Here is an 18,062-nt window from a genome sequence, read left to right as displayed (position 1 = left end):
GTTTTAAATATGGCGCAGCGGACGGGACTCGAACCCGCGACCCCCGGCGTGACAGGCCGGTATTCTAACCAACTGAACTACCGCTGCTTAGGTCGTACTTAGTTTATTTAACCACTTAGCCTACTACTTAAGAGTAATGCCATACTAAATAGTGGTGGGTGATGACGGATTCGAACCGCCGACATTCTGCGTGTAAGGCAGACGCTCTACCAACTGAGCTAATCACCCTTCGAACAATTGCTAAGCAATTTATTCAACATCAACTGAGCTCTAAGTTTGTCACTAAGCTCTGCTGCTGTGGGTGTGTATTATATAGATTTACACATGGCTGTCAAACACTATTTGAAGATTTTATACAGATTTTTGCTTATTTTCTTCATTAAAACTATAAGCAATTGTTTTTATTCATCTTATATTTTAAATAAATTCTATCATTAATCAAAAGCCACATACCTATTAATGAGGGTAACAAGATAAATGAGGAGTAGGAAGCCTTTAATACTCCCTACCCTTACTTTATACGCTCTGATTAATGACACCTTCAATAACATATTCGCCGTTTTAGCTATTATTCCGACTTATCTAAATCGATAGACAGAGAATTGATGCAATAGCGCATGCCTGTGGTTTCACGCGGACCATCAGGGAATACATGACCCAAATGCGCGCCGCAATTACTACACGTCACTTCTGTACGGCGCATGCCTAGCGAATCATCGATGTGCTCATCAATAGCGCTATTATCGATCCCTTGATCAAAGCTTGGCCAGCCGCATCCTGCATCGAACTTATTGTCTGATTCAAATAAGCTTGCACCGCAGCCTTTACAGCGATAAATACCCTTGTCATTTATATCGTTATAAACGCCCGTAAATGGTCGCTCTGTGCCCTTCTCGCGCAGCACATGATATTCCTCAGCACTTAAGCGCTCTTTCCAATCTGCTTCGGTCAATTGGCTGATTTCTTCTTTACTCAGTTGATTGTCTTGCATAACGTATCCTTATGAAATAACTGATTGTTTACTCTATCGTGAGCAATGGTTTATCGAGGCTTTATCGCTATTTTTTATAAAAACGATACGCTTTATCTGTTGGCGAGCGTCTTATTATTCAAGATGCTGCTAATAAGAATACTTATCGCCTTAAATGTAATTGAATGGCATTGATTGTCATTGATTGACAGCATCATACATGAGCAGCCAGCTGATATAAAAAATAACAAGTTAAATAGCCCTATTTCAGTTGAATTGCTCAAGAACAGTATAAGAACCCCTTCAATGCAAGATATACTTGCATTGTTGGAGTCTACGATATATAAAAAACTTGCATTTAGTTTTTATATGCAATAATATCTTGCATTGGCAACCTATTAAAAGCAGCTCCCTTTTAAGCACTGGTTTAATAATCATCAAAGAGAGCTGCTTTCGTTATTTTAGTGATAACAGATTTATAAAATATAAAAAAGGCTTATACAATGAAGGCTGACGATAGAATTAAGAGCACACAAGCTGAACGACTGGTACAGCTGCGCCGTGACAAAGGCTTAACAGCAGAACAGCTAGCACAAGCGATGACTGCTGCTGGCGCTAAAGTTAGCCGCGGTGCTATCTCTAACTGGGAGCGCGGGACGAATGGGATTGTTTCCTCTAAGCTGCCCACCCTTGCGCGTATTTTAGGCTGCAGTGAAGGATATTTGTTACGCGGCGAGCTTGAACGCGACAGCAAATCAGATGTCGATTTTGACAGTATATCGTCTGATAATCATAAAGCTGTCAAGGTAGGCGAGCAAGCTCCTAGCATCAGTCAAATCACACCAATCGCTATAACCTCTTCTACCCCCCATACAAATTTACCAAATAACCTGCTGAGTAGTCACGCTATGAACCCAATAAAAAAATCCGATAAATTACAAAACGTTTGCTATGATATTCGCGGTCCTCTGCTACAAACTGCCAATAAAATGGAAGCCGAAGGCAAGCGTATCTTAAAGCTTAATATCGGTAACCCTGCTCCTTTTGGATTAGAAGCCCCGCATGAGATTTTACGTGATGTGGCGATGAATTTGCCAGAAGCAACGGGCTACTCAGATTCACAAGGGATTTTTTCAGCACGTAAAGCAGTGCTGCAATATTACCAATCAAAGGGACTACTATCAGCAGTTGATGTCCGTGATGTTTATCTCGGCAATGGCGTCTCTGAGCTGATTGTGATGACCATGCAGGCGCTGATGAACGATGGCGATGAAGTACTGGTTCCCATGCCCGACTATCCGCTATGGACAGCAGCAGCCAATCTCGCAGGCGGTACAGCGGTACATTATCGCTGTAATGAAGAAGACAACTGGCATCCCGATATTGAAGATATCAAATCCAAAATCACCAGCAAAACCAAAGGCATTGTGGTTATCAACCCTAATAATCCAACAGGCGCGCTATATAGTGATGAAGTACTGATGCAAATCGTTGAGGTTGCAAAGGAGCATGATTTAATCATCATGGCGGATGAGATTTATGATCGTATTCTTTATGATGATATGCAGCATACGCCGATGAGCACCTTAACTGACGAAGTACTGGTACTGTCCTATAATGGTTTATCAAAATCGCATCGTATCGCAGGCTTTCGTGCCGGTTGGATGATGGTTTCAGGTCGTAAAGAGCATGCGGCTGACTTTATCGAAGGTTTGGATATGCTTGCGTCTATGCGTTTGTGTTCTAACGTCCAAGGGCAGTATGCGATTCAGACAGCCATGGGCGGTTATCAAAGCATGAAGGATTTGACGTCTCAAAAAGGGCGCTTATATAAGCAGCGTGAGTTGGCAGTAACCCGTCTTAATGCAATTAAGGGCATCTCTTGTACCATGCCACAAGGCGCGTTTTACTGCTTTCCAAAGATGGACCCTGAGGTTTACCCTATCAAAGATGACATGCAGTTTATGATGGATTTATTGCTCGAAGAAAACGTACTGATGGTACAAGGAACGGGGTTTAACTGGGACAAAAACGACCATTTCCGCTTGGTATTTTTACCCAATTTACACGATTTAGAAGACGCCATGGATCGCTTAGACCGCTTTTTTGCTAAAAAGCGTAAGCAGTTTGGTACTGAGTAGGCTTCCATTTATATTACTTAGGTATAAACCCAGCTATAAAAGAGACAAAACATAGATATAAAAAAACGCTTATCGATATGATAAGCGTTTTTTATTTGTACTTATTAATACTTAAATAATGCTAATGGCAACTTTTAAAAGAGATTTATCAGCAATATATAACTGATTGCAGACATACCGGCTGCGGCAGGAAGCGTAATAACCCATGCCAAACCAATCGGCTTCATCAGCGCCCAGTTGGTGTCTCTATTAACGATACCTATACCAAGTACAGCACCGACTAAGGTATGGGTACTTGATACTGGTAGACCCATCGTCGACGCGCCCATTACAACTGCAGCAGCAGCGAGCTCAGCTGAGAATCCAGACGCTGGATGCATTTTTGCCAAACTGGTACCGACTGTTTGAATCACTTCTTTACCAATAAACCAAAGACCTACAATCAATGCCACACCAAAGGTGAGCATCACAGCAGGCGGGACAGCCGCTTCGGTTGAGATACTATTAGTACGGATGACATCCATAATCGCAGCAAACGGACCAACAGCGTTGGCAATATCGTTCGAGCCATGACTAAAAGCAAACGCTGATGCGGTAAAAACTTGCATCCAGCTAAACATAATAAATGTGGCTTTGGTCAAATCCTCTTTGTGCTTACCGCGGATACTCTTAGTATAAATATAGGTTGCAAGCCATACCAATGCTGCAATCATCCCCATGATTAAAAAGCCTTGCAACGTCGTCATACCATTATTGACGTTTTTAAGACCTTTGAAAATCACCAAAGAGGCCATGACCGCGCCGCCTGCAGCCGCAATGATAGGCACCCATTGCTTAAGTGCTTTTAAGGTATCAAGGCTGCTGCGCTCATTTTCAATCTCATAAAGCTCTTTGTAATAGTTTGTCTCTAGATCTTCAACGACGCAGTCATCATCTTTATAGATTTCTTGGTCGCGGAGCATCGCTGAGGTATAAGCCAATTGCTCAGACTCAGTTAAACCATCCAAATACTCTTTATGGGTTTGCTTTAAGGTTTTCTTATTGTCTTTTAGAGTCGCAATATGCGCCTCTGTTTTATCGTTATACTCGATGATGTTTTTCTTAATCTGTCCATATAACAGATAAGACAAAACGCCTCCTAATAGCGGTGATAAAACCCAAGAGATGGCGATTGTGCCAATCTTGCCCCAATTCACGGTTGATAATGCCATCTCAGTACCACCCAAGGTGATACCCAAGACAATCGAGCTACCAACCACACCGCCAATAATCGCATGCGTGGTCGAAACCGGCAGACCTTTTTTGGTGGCAAACAACAGCCAAAATGCAGCAGCGATGAGCGCTGACAGCATGACATAAATGAACTGGTTGGGCGTAACCGACAGACCATCTAAATCGACAATACCGCTACGAATCGTATCGGTCACTTCACCGCCTGCCAGCACAGCGCCTGATACTTCAAATATCGCCGCAATACCCAGTGCTTGCGGGATGGTTAATGTCCCTGCACCGACTGAGGTACCAAAAGAGTTGGCGACATCGTTACCACCGATATTGAATGCCATAAAAACACCAAAAGCAGTGGCGACAATAAATAGTGTCGTCTGCTGATGCATGGTGTAATCTAGACCCCACCACAAAAAGTAGGCGGTCATTCCAATCATTAAAATGGCAAAAAATAGATTGATTCTCATAGAGCCGACTGATTTTGTTGGTCCTGTAGAGCTGCTGCTAATACCCATACGTTGATACGTCCTGCGTAAGCTGATTGAAATTATTGACAAATGATGACATTGCGCGGCCATGGTTGATGTGATTATCATCAACCAAAATTACAACACTATGCGCGCAACGCTGTTCTTTGAAATACAATTTTAGAATATCGTGTTAAGAGCGCTGTCTAAACGCTCTGACACCTTCTTTACTGTCTTATCTCAGCGATTATAGCCATTTGCCAATAAGCATTTGAGCTGAATAACAACCAAAAACTGGGATAAAACATATAAATGAAATGCCATAAAGCCGCAAGTGGTATTGCCAAATCATCTGATTAAAGCATCTTGCGGCTTACGTTGTTATGATAATAGCGCTCTTTTAGACCCGCTATTTATCGTGCATAATACATTGATATTAAAGATAAATAAACAAAAGACAAAGTTATTTTAATAAATAACAACGCTCATTACGCGCCTATTATATTAAATATAGACGCATAATGCATGATGATATTACAAGATTTGTAACTGTGAATATAAGATCTAAGAAATATAGGCGTTAGCTTAGAAGTGATAGGGATGTTTTCTAGAGTCTGTCATCTACTTATATTTTGTACTATACACACGAAAGGCATAATAAGACTTATATAGCATAGTAATAGCAAAGCTGTGTTTAGCTAGTAGCAAGCAGCGTGGATAGCTGCTCGATAGCATGGTCTAACACCGCTAAACGTGCTTGGCGCTTATCATTATGAGCGACTACACACCACGGGGCATTCTTAGTATCTGTACGTGCCAGCATATCGGCAGCAGATTGTACATATTCTGACCATTTATCACGGTTGCGCCAATCATCGTCGGTCAATTTAAATTGTTTGTATGCAGTCTCTTCACGTGCCTCAAAACGCTTGAGCTGCTCTTTTTTATCAATGGCAAGCCAGTATTTGATGACCAACGTACCTGACGCTGCCAAGGCGGCCTCAAAACGATTGATTTCATCATAAGCACGCTGCCACTCGTTGTCCGTGGCAAAGCCTTCAATACGTTCGACCAAGACCCGCCCATACCAAGTACGATCAAAGATACCAATGCGGCTGATGCGGTCTGTTTGCTCATTCGGAAGCTTTTGCCAAAACCGCCATAAATACGGATGCTGTAACTCATGGAGCATAGGCGCGCCAATATTATAAATTTGATATTCGCGTGGATCAAGGGGTGCCACCAGTCTTTTGATAGCGCCGCCCTTGCCAGCCGCATCCATACCTTCAAAGGCGAACACCACGTGCTGGCCTTGACGCGCACGTAACAGCTCTGCCAAGCGCGCCTGCTTCTTAGCCAATGCCTCATTATAGTCAGATTTATCAATCTCGGAATCTTCGATATCAGTCAGTAGCTTAGGTATTTTTACTGGTTCAAACTTGATTGATTGCGACTTTACTTGGTTATTATGAGTAGCATTTGAATCTTGCGCTTGATCTGCCTCTACATGGCCATCTATCCGGCTACTGACCAGTGCCTTTTGCATCGCCTGTAAGACTTCATGACAAAAATGTATGGCTGCTTGCGACTTATCAGCGCCATCGATGATTACCCAATCGCCTTGCTGGCGTAATAAGTCGGCTGCTACCTCATTAAACTTATTCACTATCGCCACATCATGCCAATCAATCTGGTACAAAAATTTTGGATCTGGCTCATCGTCATTTAGCCTCTCCTGTAAAGTCTCGATATCGACATGAAACCAGCACTTTAGCAGCTGGGTTTGATTTGCCACAAGATCTTGCTCAAAAGCTTGCAGTTCCACCAGCTGCTGGCGTAAATAGTCCTGCCATTGACTAATGGGTAACGCTTCAACATCCGTATTCTTTTTATTTTGTTCTGATTTACCGCCCTCAGCGCTTGCCATGCGCATGACGTTATAAAGTAAGTCCGCATACCAGTTACCAAAATATACCATCACATCACCGTGGCGCGGTATGGCTTTGGTATGCGCCTGCCAAATGGGCTGGTGAGCTAAAGGACAAGAGCCAACGGTTGCTTCAACCTTAAGTAGGCGCGGATCAACCCACTGGCGCAGTTGCGTGACCGCAGTGCCCTTACCCGCCTGCTCCATGCCATTGACCAGTACCAGTAGCCCAACGGCTTTATCAGTGCTAGGTGTTGGCTGGCGCGTCGCTCGCAGCGCAAGCTGAGCTGTAACCAATGCCAATCGCAGCGCGTATTCATCAATGGAAAACTTGCTCAAAGGATTGGGCGTGAGATACTGCTCGACCACTTGCTTATCAAATACCGCGCGCTCATCTTCCGATGATTTATCCCTGTTATCCTTTTTTTTGCTCATGTGTATGCTCGCTATAGTCTTATCAAATAATGGGTTAAAATAACCGTCTAAAATAGCTAAGTTGTTTTATCATAGCACTGCGCCCATTTAGTAAATAACGTGGCTATGTAACAGTTTGGCATTTGTATTCTGCTTTATTTTCTTTTAAGGTGAACAAAATCTTGCGAGCATGCTTTAATAGCTGCCTATAAGTATAAAAACTGCGTGCTAGCTTACCCCATTGCTATCCCTTTTTTATTATCAACCTGATGACTATTTTTATAGGATAACCTGCCATGTCTGCTTTAGCCAATCTACAACAGCACTTAAACCGCTTTTGGGCGCTGCCACATCATGATGATGCTGCCTTAAATAAAAAGCTTAATGAGGTGCAGTCATGGCAACAAGAGCGCATCAAACGCACCCATAGCGCGCTGTTTGAACAACCAAAAAACCAGCTAATGGCAGATTATTTTTTAACACAGCTATATGGCGGTGATGAATTTAAAGTATTGGCAGAGCAATTGGAGCGTATCCTTCCTAAAGCTAAGAAACTTGAGCGTCTTGCCAAAGAGTCCTCTTTAGAAGCTGGCAGTATGGGTATTCAAGCATCTATATTGGCGATTGAGCTTGATTTACATTTGGCCGAGTGGCTGCTTGCGCAAGACTTGGCGGTTAATGAAGAGAATATGCTGCGCGCTTATCGTACCGTTGACGAAGCAGATGAGCGCCGCGTGCAGATTAATAATTTAAAAGAGGTCTGCTATCGTACTGACAAAGACCTAAATTCTTTTATGCTCAAAAAAGCCTTTGCGATGGCTAAAGGCACCGCCTATCGCTATAACTTTCAGCCGCTATATGACTTTATCGATTCAGGCTTTAAAGCCATGAAGCCTCTGAAAAGCGTGAGCAGTTTTATCGAACCGTTTTGTGAGCGTGAGCTTGAGGTGATCGATGAGGTTCATGCCATGGATAATGACGGTAAGCCCGCTGCGTTTGGTGTATGATAAGAGCCATTGTCTCAACAACTATTTGTATTTTATCTGACTAAAAATAATCATAAAAAATTATAGGACACCGCGATGACTGATCATGTGAATAATACAACGACCACTAACGGCCATATACAAGATAAATTGGTTCAAGACAGTATCACCAATAACCAAAATATCAGCGCGCAAGTAAAAGCAGGTCAAACTACTGCTGCAAGCGCTAATAGTGTCAATAACAATGACTTTACTCATGTTGAAGAATTACCCATAGGAACGCCACAAGGGCAACAAACGACTATGCCAAATGCCAATGCTACCAACACTCAAAGCAGCACTATAAACAACGCTGCACAAGCGACTACCCAAACGACCAAGCAAACGCTTTTTAACCAACGTGATGACATCAATAATCCACATACCCCTGAAACCGATGGTCATGAAGAAACCCATTTTGGCTATCAGACTGTCAATAAAGCAGAAAAGCAAGCGCGAGTAGCGGATGTATTTACCTCTGTTGCCAAAAAATACGACATTATGAATGACTTGATGTCCTTTGGTATTCATCGCTTATGGAAGCGTTATGCCATCAGCTTGTCTGGTGTACGCGCCGGTCAACAGGTGCTCGATATCGCTGGCGGCACCGGTGATTTAGCCAAGGTCTTTAGCCGTGAAGTCGGTCGCAACGGTAAAGTCGTGTTATCTGATATCAATGCAGCGATGCTAGAAGTTGGTCGTGAGCGCCTGATTAATGCTGGCTGTAATAACGTTGATTTTGTATTGGCAAATGCTGAAACCCTAGCGCCATTTGATGACAATAGCTTTGATCTGTTGACCATCAGCTTTGGTCTACGTAACGTCACCGATAAAGATGCGGCATTAAAATCTATGTACCGTGTGCTGAAGCCTGGTGGTCGCTTATTAATATTAGAGTTCTCAAAACCTGTCTTTGAGCCATTATCAAAAGCCTATGATTTATATTCATTCACAGCGCTACCGATGATGGGCAAGCTGGTTGCTAACGATTCAGAAAGCTATAAATACCTAGCCGAATCAATTCGTATGCACCCTGATCAGCAGACGCTAAAGCAGATGATGGAACAAGCAGGCTTTGAAAATTGTGATTACCATAATCTAACAGCGGGTATCGTCGCGGTACATCGCGGTTTTAAAGCCTAATTTTCAGCGTTGTATGACAATACCTAGCGACACCTAGCGATAAAAACGCCATTACGTCTAGTGATGGCAACTTATATTTATAAATAATGCGCGTTTTTAAGGCGCTTAACTGACTATGCGAGAGCCTCATGCTGACTGTTCTACTTTTGGCCGGTGCCGAAAAGCTGATTAATATGGCGATTGCCAGTGATGAGATTACCAAAGCGGGGCTCGCGCCGCTTGCTGGCAAGGTGCTGCGTCTTAAGATGGGCATGCCTGAGCTAAATTTAGATGTGCTATTTACCGATGAGCGCTTGCGTTTTGAGCCGGTGACGACTGAGAGCGTGTTTGAGCAAAGTGGCACGATGAATGAGTATCAAAAGGCCAGTATGGAGCGCGCACGTCTTGGTCATAGTCGCCCAGACTGCACCATTATCGTTGATAATCCTGCGCAGCTACTGAACCTTATGCGCGGCACCGAAGGCAATCTGCCTATTGAGGGCGATTACAAAGTGCTGATGCAGCTAAATCAATTAATAGCAGGCTTTGATCCTGATGTTGCTGGACAACTTGAGCCGTTTATTGGTAAACCGATGGCAAGCCAGCTGCATCTACTGATACCACAGCTTAAAGGCAGCTGGCGTCATAGCGCCAAACGCGCTTTTGATGATGTCAGCGACTGGGCAAATGATGTGGCAGGCAGTAGTGTGCCTGATTCCGTTGAGGTAGCAGAGGTGAATGATCTTAAACAGCAACTGTTAAAGCTGCGCGCCGATGTCGAGCGTGAAGAGGCTAGACTCGCCGCCATCAAAGATGAGCAAGCACGTTTGACCAATAGTAGATAAGATTTTTTTCTACAACGCCTATCTTATTTTGACTTTATCTAGAGTACTTATATCACATGCTATTATCCCATCGCGCCCGTTTACTTGAGCTATGGCGTATCGCCGCCACCTATCGTATTGACACCCATTTTCCTGTCGAAGAGGCGCCGCAGCTGCAACCCTTGGTGCGTCTAATCCGTATGCATCCAGCCGCGTGGGGCAAAAAACATCAGCCTAATGCGATCAAATACGCGCTTGAAGATATGGGCACGCTGTTTTTAAAGCTTGGACAATTGCTCTCGACTCGCCGTGACCTTGTGCCACCTGAGATTATCGCGCAGCTTATCCAACTACAAGATAAAGTCAAACCTTTTGACTCTGATGTTGCCATTGCCCAAATCCAAGACCCAAAGTATGGGCTTGGTCAATCTATTGGGGCTTTGTTTGCACGTTTTGACGTCAAGCCTTTAGCCGCCGCCTCTATTGCCCAAGTCCATACCGCCGCCTTACATGATGGGCGCGAGGTGGTAGTCAAGGTGGTTCGTCCTGATATTCGCACGACCATTATTGCAGATTTTGAATTATTGCGTGAGCTTGCTAATTGGGCATCGGCTCGTATTGAAGCGGCACGCGCGATACATATTATCGATATCGTCGAAGACTATCGTCAAGTTATGCTCAATGAGTTAGATTTGACGCTAGAGGCGGACAATACCACCCAGATGCGCAACAACTTTTTGGGCTCAGCATTGATGTATGTGCCAGAAGTCTATGATGCTAATAAAAACGTCATGGTCATGGAGCGCATACAAGGCGTCCCTATCTCCCAAGTTGAGGTATTTGATCAATTAGGCTACGACCGCGCAGCCTTAGCAGAAAAAGGCTTAACGATATTTTTTACCCAAGTGTTTCGTGATAACTTCTTCCATGCTGATATGCACCCCGGCAACGTCTTTGTAGAGACGCCACCAGTCAATACCTTGACTGCAAATATGGCAGCGGTTGACTTAGGGTATGAGCCGCGTTATATCGGGCTTGATTGTGCCATCATGGGTACGCTATCTAAAGACGACCAGCTTATCGTTGCGCGGATGTTATTGGCGGTGATGAATAATAACTTTAGCGCTATGGTTGATATTGTTAGCCGAGCAGGATGGATACCGCCAAATACCGACAAGCATGCCTTGATGCGTGATATGAAACGCACTGTCGGTCCAATGCTACAAAAATCCATTAACGATATCGATTTTGCTGGCGTCTTGATGCAAATCTTAGATATTGCCCGCCGCCACCATATGAGCATCCCGCCACAATTAATGCTACTGCTCAAAACCTTGGTACACGTTGAGGGTCTTGGGCGCGATCTATATCCTGATCTTGATATCTGGTCACTTGCCAAGCCCATCCTTAGCAGCTGGATTAAAGAGCAGCTAGATCCAATGCGTAATTTGCAGCATTTACGCCAGCAGTTGCCAGAGATATTGTTATCGGCAACTGACATCCCTAAGCTACTAGACCAAGGTTTACAAAGCCTTGCCGCGCAGGGGTCTCGTCAAGATACCCAATTGCGCGAGATTCAGCAGATTCGTGCTGATATGTTAAACGATCGTCGCCGAGATTGGCTGGCACTGGCAGGTTTTGCTATTTTTATTGCTATCGCCACGCAGGTTGTTGGCTGGTTGTCACCTGTTTTTTATATCCTAGCTATTTTGGCAGTGATATGGCGTATCCTTGCCTAAACCATGAATATAGTCAGCTTCATATAAAAAGATGCAATGGCACTGAGATGAGTTTTTTTTAGCATTATCCACTTTCTGATAAAGACGGCAATAGCCAATGTCTAAAACATCATAAAAAATGCGCCAACTTTTAATCAAAAGTAGGCGCATTTTTCATAGTGGTTATCTTTATAGGAGCTGTTTTTATAATGGCTGTTATAGCTTTTATAACAACAACTGTAGTTATAGAGCTATAGCATCTGATCAATCGCCATCTGCGTCAGTACGCGTCCACGAGCAGTCCGTAATACATAGCCCTGCTGGATAAGATATGGCTCAATCACATCCTCAAGCGTACCGCGATCCTCAGCCATCGCTGCTGCTACCGCTTCAACGCCAGCGGGACCACCATCAAAACGTTCATGCAATATCTCGATATAACGTCTGTCCAAATGATCAAGTCCGCGTCTATCAACTGCCAGCATATCAAGCGCACTGCTCGCTATGGTGCCATTGATGCTACCGTCGCCCCTCACTTCAGCATAATCACGGACACGGCGTAATAAACGATTAGCAATCCTTGGCGTACCACGAGCGCGGCGCGCAATCTCCACCGCACCATCTTCGCTCATCGGTACACGCATCAAACGAGCAGCCCGGCTGACAATAGTGGTTAAATCTGCAATATTATAAAACTCAAGTCGCTGCACAATGCCAAAGCGATCACGCAGTGGTGAAGTCAGCAGCCCTGCTCGCGTGGTCGCCGCAACCAAGGTAAACGGCGGCAAATCAAGCTTAATAGAGCGCGCAGCTGGTCCTTCCCCAATCATAATATCGAGCTGAAAGTCTTCCATAGCAGGGTACAGTATTTCTTCAATAACCGAACTCAATCGATGAATCTCATCGATGAACAGCACATCACCCTCTTCTAGATTGGTCAGCATCGCTGCTAAATCACCGGGGCGCTCAAGCACAGGTCCTGAAGTTGAGCGCAGGTTACCACCCATTTCACGAGCAATAATATTGGCAAGCGTCGTTTTTCCAAGACCAGGCGGACCAAAAATTAAAGTATGGTCTAATGCCTCGCCTCGTCCACGTGCCGCGCCAATAAACACCTCCATCTGCTCACGTACCACTGGCTGACCAATATATTCAGCCAATAATGCCGGTCGAATATTGGAATCAGGCGCATCGCCTGCCCCTTCGAATGGATTAATCAAACGATCTTGCATCATAGGTTTTATCATTATATTAAAAAAATTATTTTTAAAGACTAGGTAGTAAATAGCATAACCAAACGCTGCGTATAAGTCATGCAAAACATCATAAAGCAGCGACTAAAAAAAGCACAGCCCAAAACGAAAATAAGCGACAATGAATGTCGCTTATCGGTCAAGAATGATGGATACTCATGAATGATAGTAAGGGCAATGAATCAAAATCCTGACAACTGTTGCAATGTGGCTTTGAGCAACCCTTGCGTATCAGCAAAAGTATTACCATGGCTCTTAGCGGCTTTAATCGCTTGCTGAGCTTCTTTTTCTTTATAGCCCAAGCTGATCAAAGCGCCTTCCACTTCAGCCATAATACTGCCTTCAGCAGATACTGACACTGGCTGCATCGCAAATTCTAAATGACTGCTATCAACTTCGATATTTTTCAGCTTGTCTTTTAGCTCAATCAATAAACGCTGCGCAGTCTTTTTGCCAATACCAGGAATACGCATAAGGGCCGTTTCTGAATCTTGCTCGACATGCATTTTTAGCTCAGCTGCTGACATGGCAGACAGCATCGCCAATGCCATTTTTGCCCCAACGCCGTTGATTTTAATCAGTTGACGAAAGACATCACGCTCTTTACGATCGATAAAACCAAACAGCAGCTGCGCATCTTCACGCACATGAAAGTGCGTCCAGATGCTCGCTTGCTGATTCAGTTGCAACTGACAAAATGAGGGAAGCGGTAGCTCAATATCATAGCCTACGCCAGAGGTGGTCATGATACAGGCGGTTGGCGCCATCAAATACTGCACCTGTCCACTAATCAATCCAATCATGATTTATAACCTCTTATACGGACTATTATAAAAAGGGGCTAACCCTCACTTAACGAGCAAACACCTTATGTTACCCTCAAGCCTACTGGTAAAAACTCACCATACCTTCAAGGCTGATTGGGCGAATCTTATGTGCTTGACCCGCAGAACCAAAGGCTTCAAAACGATTGGTACAGATATCTGACATCGCAACCATAGACGCTTTAAAGTATTTGCGTGGATCAAATTCACTCGGATTTTCGGCAAGGAATTTACGGATAGCACCCGTTGATGCCAAACGCAAATCGGTATCGATATTTACCTTACGGACGCCATGCTTGATCGCTTCAACGATTTGCTCAACAGGCACGCCATAAGTCTCACCGATATTACCGCCATTTTCATTGATGACTTTTAGCCACTCTTGCGGTACTGATGATGAGCCATGCATGACCAGATGAGTGTTCGGAATACGAGCATGAATTTCTTTGACGCGCTCAATCGATAAGATGTCGCCTGTCGGTGGACGGGTAAATTTATAAGCGCCATGACTGGTGCCGATTGCAATGGCTAGCGCATCGACATTGGTGTCTTTAACGAACTGTTCAGCTTCATCAGCACTGGTCAATAGCTGCTCGTGATCAAGCACACCCTCTGCACCCGAGCCATCTTCTTCGCCTGCCATACCGGTCTCAAGACTGCCTAGACAGCCAATCTCGCCTTCGACTGAAACACCGCAAGCATGAGCCATTTTGACCACTTCACGGGTGACGCTGGCATTATAATCATAATCCATCGGCGTTTTGCCGTCTGTACCAAGCGAGCCGTCCATCATCACTGATGAGAAGCCAAGCTGGATTGAGCGTTGGCAAATAGCGGGTGACATGCCGTGATCTTGATGCATCACCACTGGAATATGCGGCCATTCTTCGATAGCAGCGATAATCAGGTGGCGTAAAAACGCTGAACCTGCATAATTGCGTGCGCCAGCACTGGCTTGTACAATCACAGGAGAGTCACAGGCGTCAGCCGCCATCATGATGGCACGCATCTGCTCTAAATTATTAACATTATAAGCAGGAACACCATAGCCGTGTTCAGCAGCATGATCCAAAAGTTGACGTAACGATATTAAGGCCATAAAACACTCTCTGGTTATATTTAAAAATAGTATTTTGAAGATGCTATTAAGGCAGCATTTTAGCAATATGACGCTGCCACATCTGCACTGCAGCATAGCTTTACAACATCGCTATGCGACATATATTTGCAGTGGATACCGCATGATAAACCAACAAAAAACACAGTTTCTTGCTGTTCATTATTACGCGGTGATTATAGCAAAAATTACCAGTGCTTCGTAGCGCTTAGCCAATTATTTGTTTGTCTACTTGGTTTTTCTATCTTATTTGAGGGGCTAGATGGTCAATCCTGTTCACAACTAGCCATAAAGTACTTTTTATAAACGAGATTTATAAACAAAATCGATTATTTTTGTCCATAAAAAAAGCCTTGGCTATTGCCAAAGCTTTTTTGTATTTTAGGGACTTACAAAGCAACTGCTGTATATCAGCAATGCTTAAAATTAAAACTACTGATTAGTACTGCTGCTCTGCTTCTACTGCATTTTCACTGGCTTTAGCTTCAACAGCAGCGGCACCGTCGGCAACCACTTCAGCAGTATTAGCAACGGCTTCATTTGCCCCTACCACAACCGCTTCACCAGTATTTTCTAATGCATTTGTAGCAGCAGCGCCAGCAGTTTCAGCGCCTTCGGCAACTTCAGTACCTGCGTCTTGGGCAGCAACTTCAGCTTCAGCAGCAGCAGCTTCGGTATTTGCAGCCGCTTCTTCAGTGTTTACTGCCGCGTCTTCAGCAGCAGAATCAACTGTCGCTTCTGCGTTCTCTTCGGTTTGTTGGCTACATGCAGTGATGGCAAAAGTACCAGCAAGAACACTAGCAAGTAATAAATGACGTTTTAACATAAAAAAATCCCTCATAAATAAAGCATGTCAAATACATGGTTTGCGCTATTTTATATAGTGCAAATTAGACATGCAATAACAATTTTCAGTATAGAAACAAATAATTACCACTTAATAATAATAGACGGCTATACCTACTTGTCGCCCTAAAAAACAAGGAACAACAAGGTTTGTATGATAGCCAAAATATTACTGATACAGCGTACCTTAGATATTGAGGCTAAGTTGTACGCCTAATGTTACTCATCTGCTAGAGTCTCGTTAAGAGGTTATTTAGCAATCTGTAAGGCCGCCACTGCTGGCAAAACTTTACCTTCTACAAACTCTAAGAACGCACCGCCGCCCGTTGACATGTAGCTGACGCCAGCTGCGACTTGATATTTATCAATCGCAGCAAGGGTATCACCGCCACCGGCAATCGAAAAGCCTTGGCTGTTTTTGACCGCTTCTGCCACGATTTGAGTGCCCTGACCAAACGCATCTACTTCAAACACGCCAACGGGACCGTTCCATAAGATGGTTTTGGCATTGGTAATTGCTTGTGCTAATTTCATCGCACTGTCTGGCGCGATATCTAATATCATGTCATTGTCACCGATGGCATTAACAGGCTTGATGGTAGCAGTCGCCTTTTGCAATGAGCCGGTAAAATCTGCAAAATCAATATCATTCTTATCAGCAACGACTACGTATTCAGGCAGTAAAATCTCAGTTTTTTCCATGATTTCACGCGCTGTATCGAGCAGATCTGCTTCATACAGTGATGCACCAACGCTATGACCTTGGGCTGCTAAGAAAGTATTGGCAATCCCGCCACCGACAATAATCTGTGAGCACACTTTGGCCAAGCTATGCAGCACTTCAAGCTTGGTAGAGACTTTTGAGCCACCAACGATAGCAAGCATCGGCTGTGCTGGCGTTTCAAGTGCTAAGCTTAGCGCATCAAGCTCCGCTGCCAATAAAGGACCTGCGCAGGCTATTTTACCAGCTTGGTGCATGGCTTGAGTCACGCCCTCTGTTGAGGCTTGGGCACGATGTGCTGTGCCAAAAGCGTCCATCACAAACACATCACATAAGTCAGCATATTTTTGCGCGAGGGCTGCGTTATTTTTCTTTTCGCCTTCATTAAAACGTACATTTTCTAGCAGTACGACGTCACCTGCTTTGATAGCGACGCCTTGAGTGAGGTAATCACTATTGAGGGTTACAGGCGCTGATAATTTTTCGCTTAAATAGTCAGCCACGGGTGCTAACGAATACATGGTTTCAGGATTACCTTCTGTCGGGCGTCCTAAATGCGAGCAGACGATTACTGCTGCGCCCTTCTCAAGCGCCATCTTAATCGTCGGCAGGCTGGCTTGTAAACGTGCGTCACTAGCGACCTTACCTGCTTTAATAGGGACATTCAGATCTTCACGAATCAACACTACTTTATCGGTCAAACTCAGCTCGCTCATACGCAAAAAATTCATTACCTGCTCCTATGTATCATCTATTATTAATCTGTACGACGGTTAGCTTTTGTTACATCTTTAGCAAATTTATGTCATCAAATCCTATCGCTGCTGGTTTTTTAAAGCGTACCTGGTTAAAAAGTAGCTAGTTAAAGCGTACCTAGCAAGAATTTAAGGCGGTGTATTCTAACAGTTTTCTGATGGGCTCTCATACGTAAGCTCAGATAAATTTTGCCCTAAGCAGTTTTATTAACTTAAAACAGTTTCAGTAACATTTTGTGGTGGCACTGAGCTAATCGGCTATTTATGATAAAGAAGATATTTATAGAATAAAAATAATCTATTAGGAGAAAATAATGAAGATTGACCTTAAAACTGTCAAACAAGAGCTATTAAAACTTAAAGAGGAATATGAAACTCGCATTGCTAAGATCGAGGATCATATCCAAAATCCACAAGATGATCTTAACGAACATTGGGAAGACCAAGCGGTTGTTTATAGTCAAAATGACATGCGTAAGAATTTGATGGTTGAAGCGCAGCAAAGTCTGATCTATGTAAATAATGCCTTAAGTCGTATTGAAAATGGCACTTATGGCGACTGCGAGGTATGCGGCAAGCCTATCGAGCCACAGCGCTTGCAGGCATTGCCTTATGCGACCTTGTGTATGAAACATGCCAAATAGCGTGTAGCCGCTAGTGCCAAATATACCTCTTAACTAATAAATACCTTAGCAAGCAGGCACACTTCGC

General features: G+C 44.0%; 14 protein-coding genes and 2 tRNA genes. 6 read left to right on the top strand and 10 right to left on the bottom strand.

Annotated elements, in window-relative coordinates; translation table 11 throughout:
- Window positions 1-10 precede the first annotated feature (10 nt).
- From ABYU67_RS05355 to msrB, 3 genes are all read right to left on the bottom strand, one after another.
- Window positions 11-87 (bottom strand) — tRNA-Asp (locus ABYU67_RS05355).
- A gap of 65 nt (window positions 88-152) precedes the next feature.
- A tRNA-Val gene (locus ABYU67_RS05350) sits at window positions 153-228 on the bottom strand.
- 340 nt (window positions 229-568) lie between these two features.
- Window positions 569-991, bottom strand: a complete 423-nt coding sequence (gene msrB / locus ABYU67_RS05345; RefSeq protein ID WP_372843977.1) for a peptide-methionine (R)-S-oxide reductase MsrB — start codon at window positions 989-991, stop codon at window positions 569-571.
- A 482-nt stretch (window positions 992-1,473) separates the two neighbouring features.
- Between msrB and ABYU67_RS05340 the strand changes: the two genes are divergently transcribed.
- Window positions 1,474-3,111, top strand: coding sequence for an aminotransferase class I/II-fold pyridoxal phosphate-dependent enzyme (locus ABYU67_RS05340; protein WP_372843976.1), 1,638 nt, complete (start codon window positions 1,474-1,476; stop codon window positions 3,109-3,111).
- A 134-nt stretch (window positions 3,112-3,245) separates the two neighbouring features.
- On the opposite strand, the gene ABYU67_RS05335 is transcribed toward ABYU67_RS05340, so the two are convergent.
- Together ABYU67_RS05335 and ABYU67_RS05330 are read right to left on the bottom strand one after the other, a co-directional pair.
- Window positions 3,246-4,853, bottom strand: coding sequence for an inorganic phosphate transporter (locus ABYU67_RS05335; protein WP_372843975.1), 1,608 nt, complete (start codon window positions 4,851-4,853; stop codon window positions 3,246-3,248).
- Window positions 4,854-5,499: 646 nt separating this feature from the next.
- Window positions 5,500-7,167, bottom strand: coding sequence for an ATPase (locus ABYU67_RS05330; protein ID WP_372843974.1), 1,668 nt, complete (start codon window positions 7,165-7,167; stop codon window positions 5,500-5,502).
- A gap of 275 nt (window positions 7,168-7,442) precedes the next feature.
- On the opposite strand from ABYU67_RS05330, the gene ABYU67_RS05325 reads away from it, so the two are divergent.
- The 4 genes from ABYU67_RS05325 (at window position 7,443) to ABYU67_RS05310 (ending at window position 11,856) form a co-directional block, all read left to right on the top strand.
- Window positions 7,443-8,153, top strand: a complete 711-nt coding sequence (locus tag ABYU67_RS05325) for a hypothetical protein (RefSeq protein ID WP_372843973.1) — start codon at window positions 7,443-7,445, stop codon at window positions 8,151-8,153.
- Window positions 8,154-8,228: 75 nt separating this feature from the next.
- Window positions 8,229-9,314, top strand: a complete 1,086-nt coding sequence (gene ubiE / locus ABYU67_RS05320; protein WP_372843972.1) for a bifunctional demethylmenaquinone methyltransferase/2-methoxy-6-polyprenyl-1,4-benzoquinol methylase UbiE — start codon at window positions 8,229-8,231, stop codon at window positions 9,312-9,314.
- 128 nt (window positions 9,315-9,442) lie between these two features.
- Entirely contained in the window at window positions 9,443-10,138 is a 696-nt protein-coding gene (locus ABYU67_RS05315; RefSeq protein WP_372843971.1) for an SCP2 domain-containing protein, read from the top strand.
- A 56-nt stretch (window positions 10,139-10,194) separates the two neighbouring features.
- Window positions 10,195-11,856, top strand: a complete 1,662-nt coding sequence (locus ABYU67_RS05310) for an ABC1 kinase family protein (RefSeq protein WP_372843970.1) — start codon at window positions 10,195-10,197, stop codon at window positions 11,854-11,856.
- Window positions 11,857-12,086: 230 nt separating this feature from the next.
- On the opposite strand, the gene ruvB is transcribed toward ABYU67_RS05310, so the two are convergent.
- The 5 genes from ruvB to ABYU67_RS05285 all read right to left on the bottom strand — a co-directional run bounded on the left by ruvB (window position 12,087) and on the right by ABYU67_RS05285 (window position 17,327).
- The gene (gene ruvB / locus ABYU67_RS05305; protein WP_372843978.1) at window positions 12,087-13,067 is read right to left on the bottom strand and encodes a Holliday junction branch migration DNA helicase RuvB; all 981 of its coding nucleotides are present in this window, start codon (window positions 13,065-13,067) and stop codon (window positions 12,087-12,089) included.
- 203 nt (window positions 13,068-13,270) lie between these two features.
- Entirely contained in the window at window positions 13,271-13,891 is a 621-nt protein-coding gene (gene ruvA, locus ABYU67_RS05300) for a Holliday junction branch migration protein RuvA (protein ID WP_372843969.1), read from the bottom strand.
- Window positions 13,892-13,973: 82 nt separating this feature from the next.
- A complete protein-coding gene (fba, locus tag ABYU67_RS05295; protein ID WP_372843968.1) occupies window positions 13,974-15,011 on the bottom strand; it encodes a class II fructose-bisphosphate aldolase in 1,038 nt (345 codons plus the stop codon).
- Between the two features lie 457 nt (window positions 15,012-15,468).
- Window positions 15,469-15,855, bottom strand: coding sequence for a hypothetical protein (locus tag ABYU67_RS05290; protein ID WP_372843967.1), 387 nt, complete (start codon window positions 15,853-15,855; stop codon window positions 15,469-15,471).
- Between the two features lie 269 nt (window positions 15,856-16,124).
- Window positions 16,125-17,327 carry a phosphoglycerate kinase gene (locus ABYU67_RS05285; protein ID WP_372843966.1) on the bottom strand — a complete coding sequence of 401 codons (1,203 nt, stop codon included), beginning with the start codon at window positions 17,325-17,327 and terminating at the stop codon, window positions 16,125-16,127.
- 338 nt (window positions 17,328-17,665) lie between these two features.
- Between ABYU67_RS05285 and ABYU67_RS05280 the strand changes: the two genes are divergently transcribed.
- Window positions 17,666-17,995: a TraR/DksA family transcriptional regulator gene (locus ABYU67_RS05280; protein ID WP_372843965.1), complete on the top strand. Its 330-nt coding sequence runs from the start codon at window positions 17,666-17,668 to the stop codon at window positions 17,993-17,995.
- The last annotated feature ends 67 nt before the right edge of the window (window positions 17,996-18,062 follow it).

It is taken from the genome of Psychrobacter sp., from assembly GCF_041554015.1.
Classification (GTDB): Bacteria; Pseudomonadota; Gammaproteobacteria; order Pseudomonadales; family Moraxellaceae; genus Psychrobacter.
Note: the sequence above shows the minus strand (reverse complement) of the source record. Positions and strands in the feature narration are given on the sequence as shown.

What these genes read in the sequence shown, in the direction of transcription:
- msrB (WP_372843977.1), bottom strand. Translation starts at nt 991, where the DNA reads ATGCAAGACAATCAACTGAGTAAAGAAGAAATCAGCCAATTGACCGAA.
- ABYU67_RS05340 (WP_372843976.1), top strand. Translation starts at nt 1,474, where the DNA reads ATGAAGGCTGACGATAGAATTAAGAGCACACAAGCTGAACGACTGGTA.
- ABYU67_RS05335 (WP_372843975.1), bottom strand. Translation starts at nt 4,853, where the DNA reads ATGGGTATTAGCAGCAGCTCTACAGGACCAACAAAATCAGTCGGCTCT.
- ABYU67_RS05330 (WP_372843974.1), bottom strand. Translation starts at nt 7,167, where the DNA reads ATGAGCAAAAAAAAGGATAACAGGGATAAATCATCGGAAGATGAGCGC.
- ABYU67_RS05325 (WP_372843973.1), top strand. Translation starts at nt 7,443, where the DNA reads ATGTCTGCTTTAGCCAATCTACAACAGCACTTAAACCGCTTTTGGGCG.
- ubiE (WP_372843972.1), top strand. Translation starts at nt 8,229, where the DNA reads ATGACTGATCATGTGAATAATACAACGACCACTAACGGCCATATACAA.
- ABYU67_RS05315 (WP_372843971.1), top strand. Translation starts at nt 9,443, where the DNA reads ATGCTGACTGTTCTACTTTTGGCCGGTGCCGAAAAGCTGATTAATATG.
- ABYU67_RS05310 (WP_372843970.1), top strand. Translation starts at nt 10,195, where the DNA reads ATGCTATTATCCCATCGCGCCCGTTTACTTGAGCTATGGCGTATCGCC.
- ruvB (WP_372843978.1), bottom strand. Translation starts at nt 13,067, where the DNA reads ATGCAAGATCGTTTGATTAATCCATTCGAAGGGGCAGGCGATGCGCCT.
- ruvA (WP_372843969.1), bottom strand. Translation starts at nt 13,891, where the DNA reads ATGATTGGATTGATTAGTGGACAGGTGCAGTATTTGATGGCGCCAACC.
- fba (WP_372843968.1), bottom strand. Translation starts at nt 15,011, where the DNA reads ATGGCCTTAATATCGTTACGTCAACTTTTGGATCATGCTGCTGAACAC.
- ABYU67_RS05290 (WP_372843967.1), bottom strand. Translation starts at nt 15,855, where the DNA reads ATGTTAAAACGTCATTTATTACTTGCTAGTGTTCTTGCTGGTACTTTT.
- ABYU67_RS05285 (WP_372843966.1), bottom strand. Translation starts at nt 17,327, where the DNA reads ATGAATTTTTTGCGTATGAGCGAGCTGAGTTTGACCGATAAAGTAGTG.
- ABYU67_RS05280 (WP_372843965.1), top strand. Translation starts at nt 17,666, where the DNA reads ATGAAGATTGACCTTAAAACTGTCAAACAAGAGCTATTAAAACTTAAA.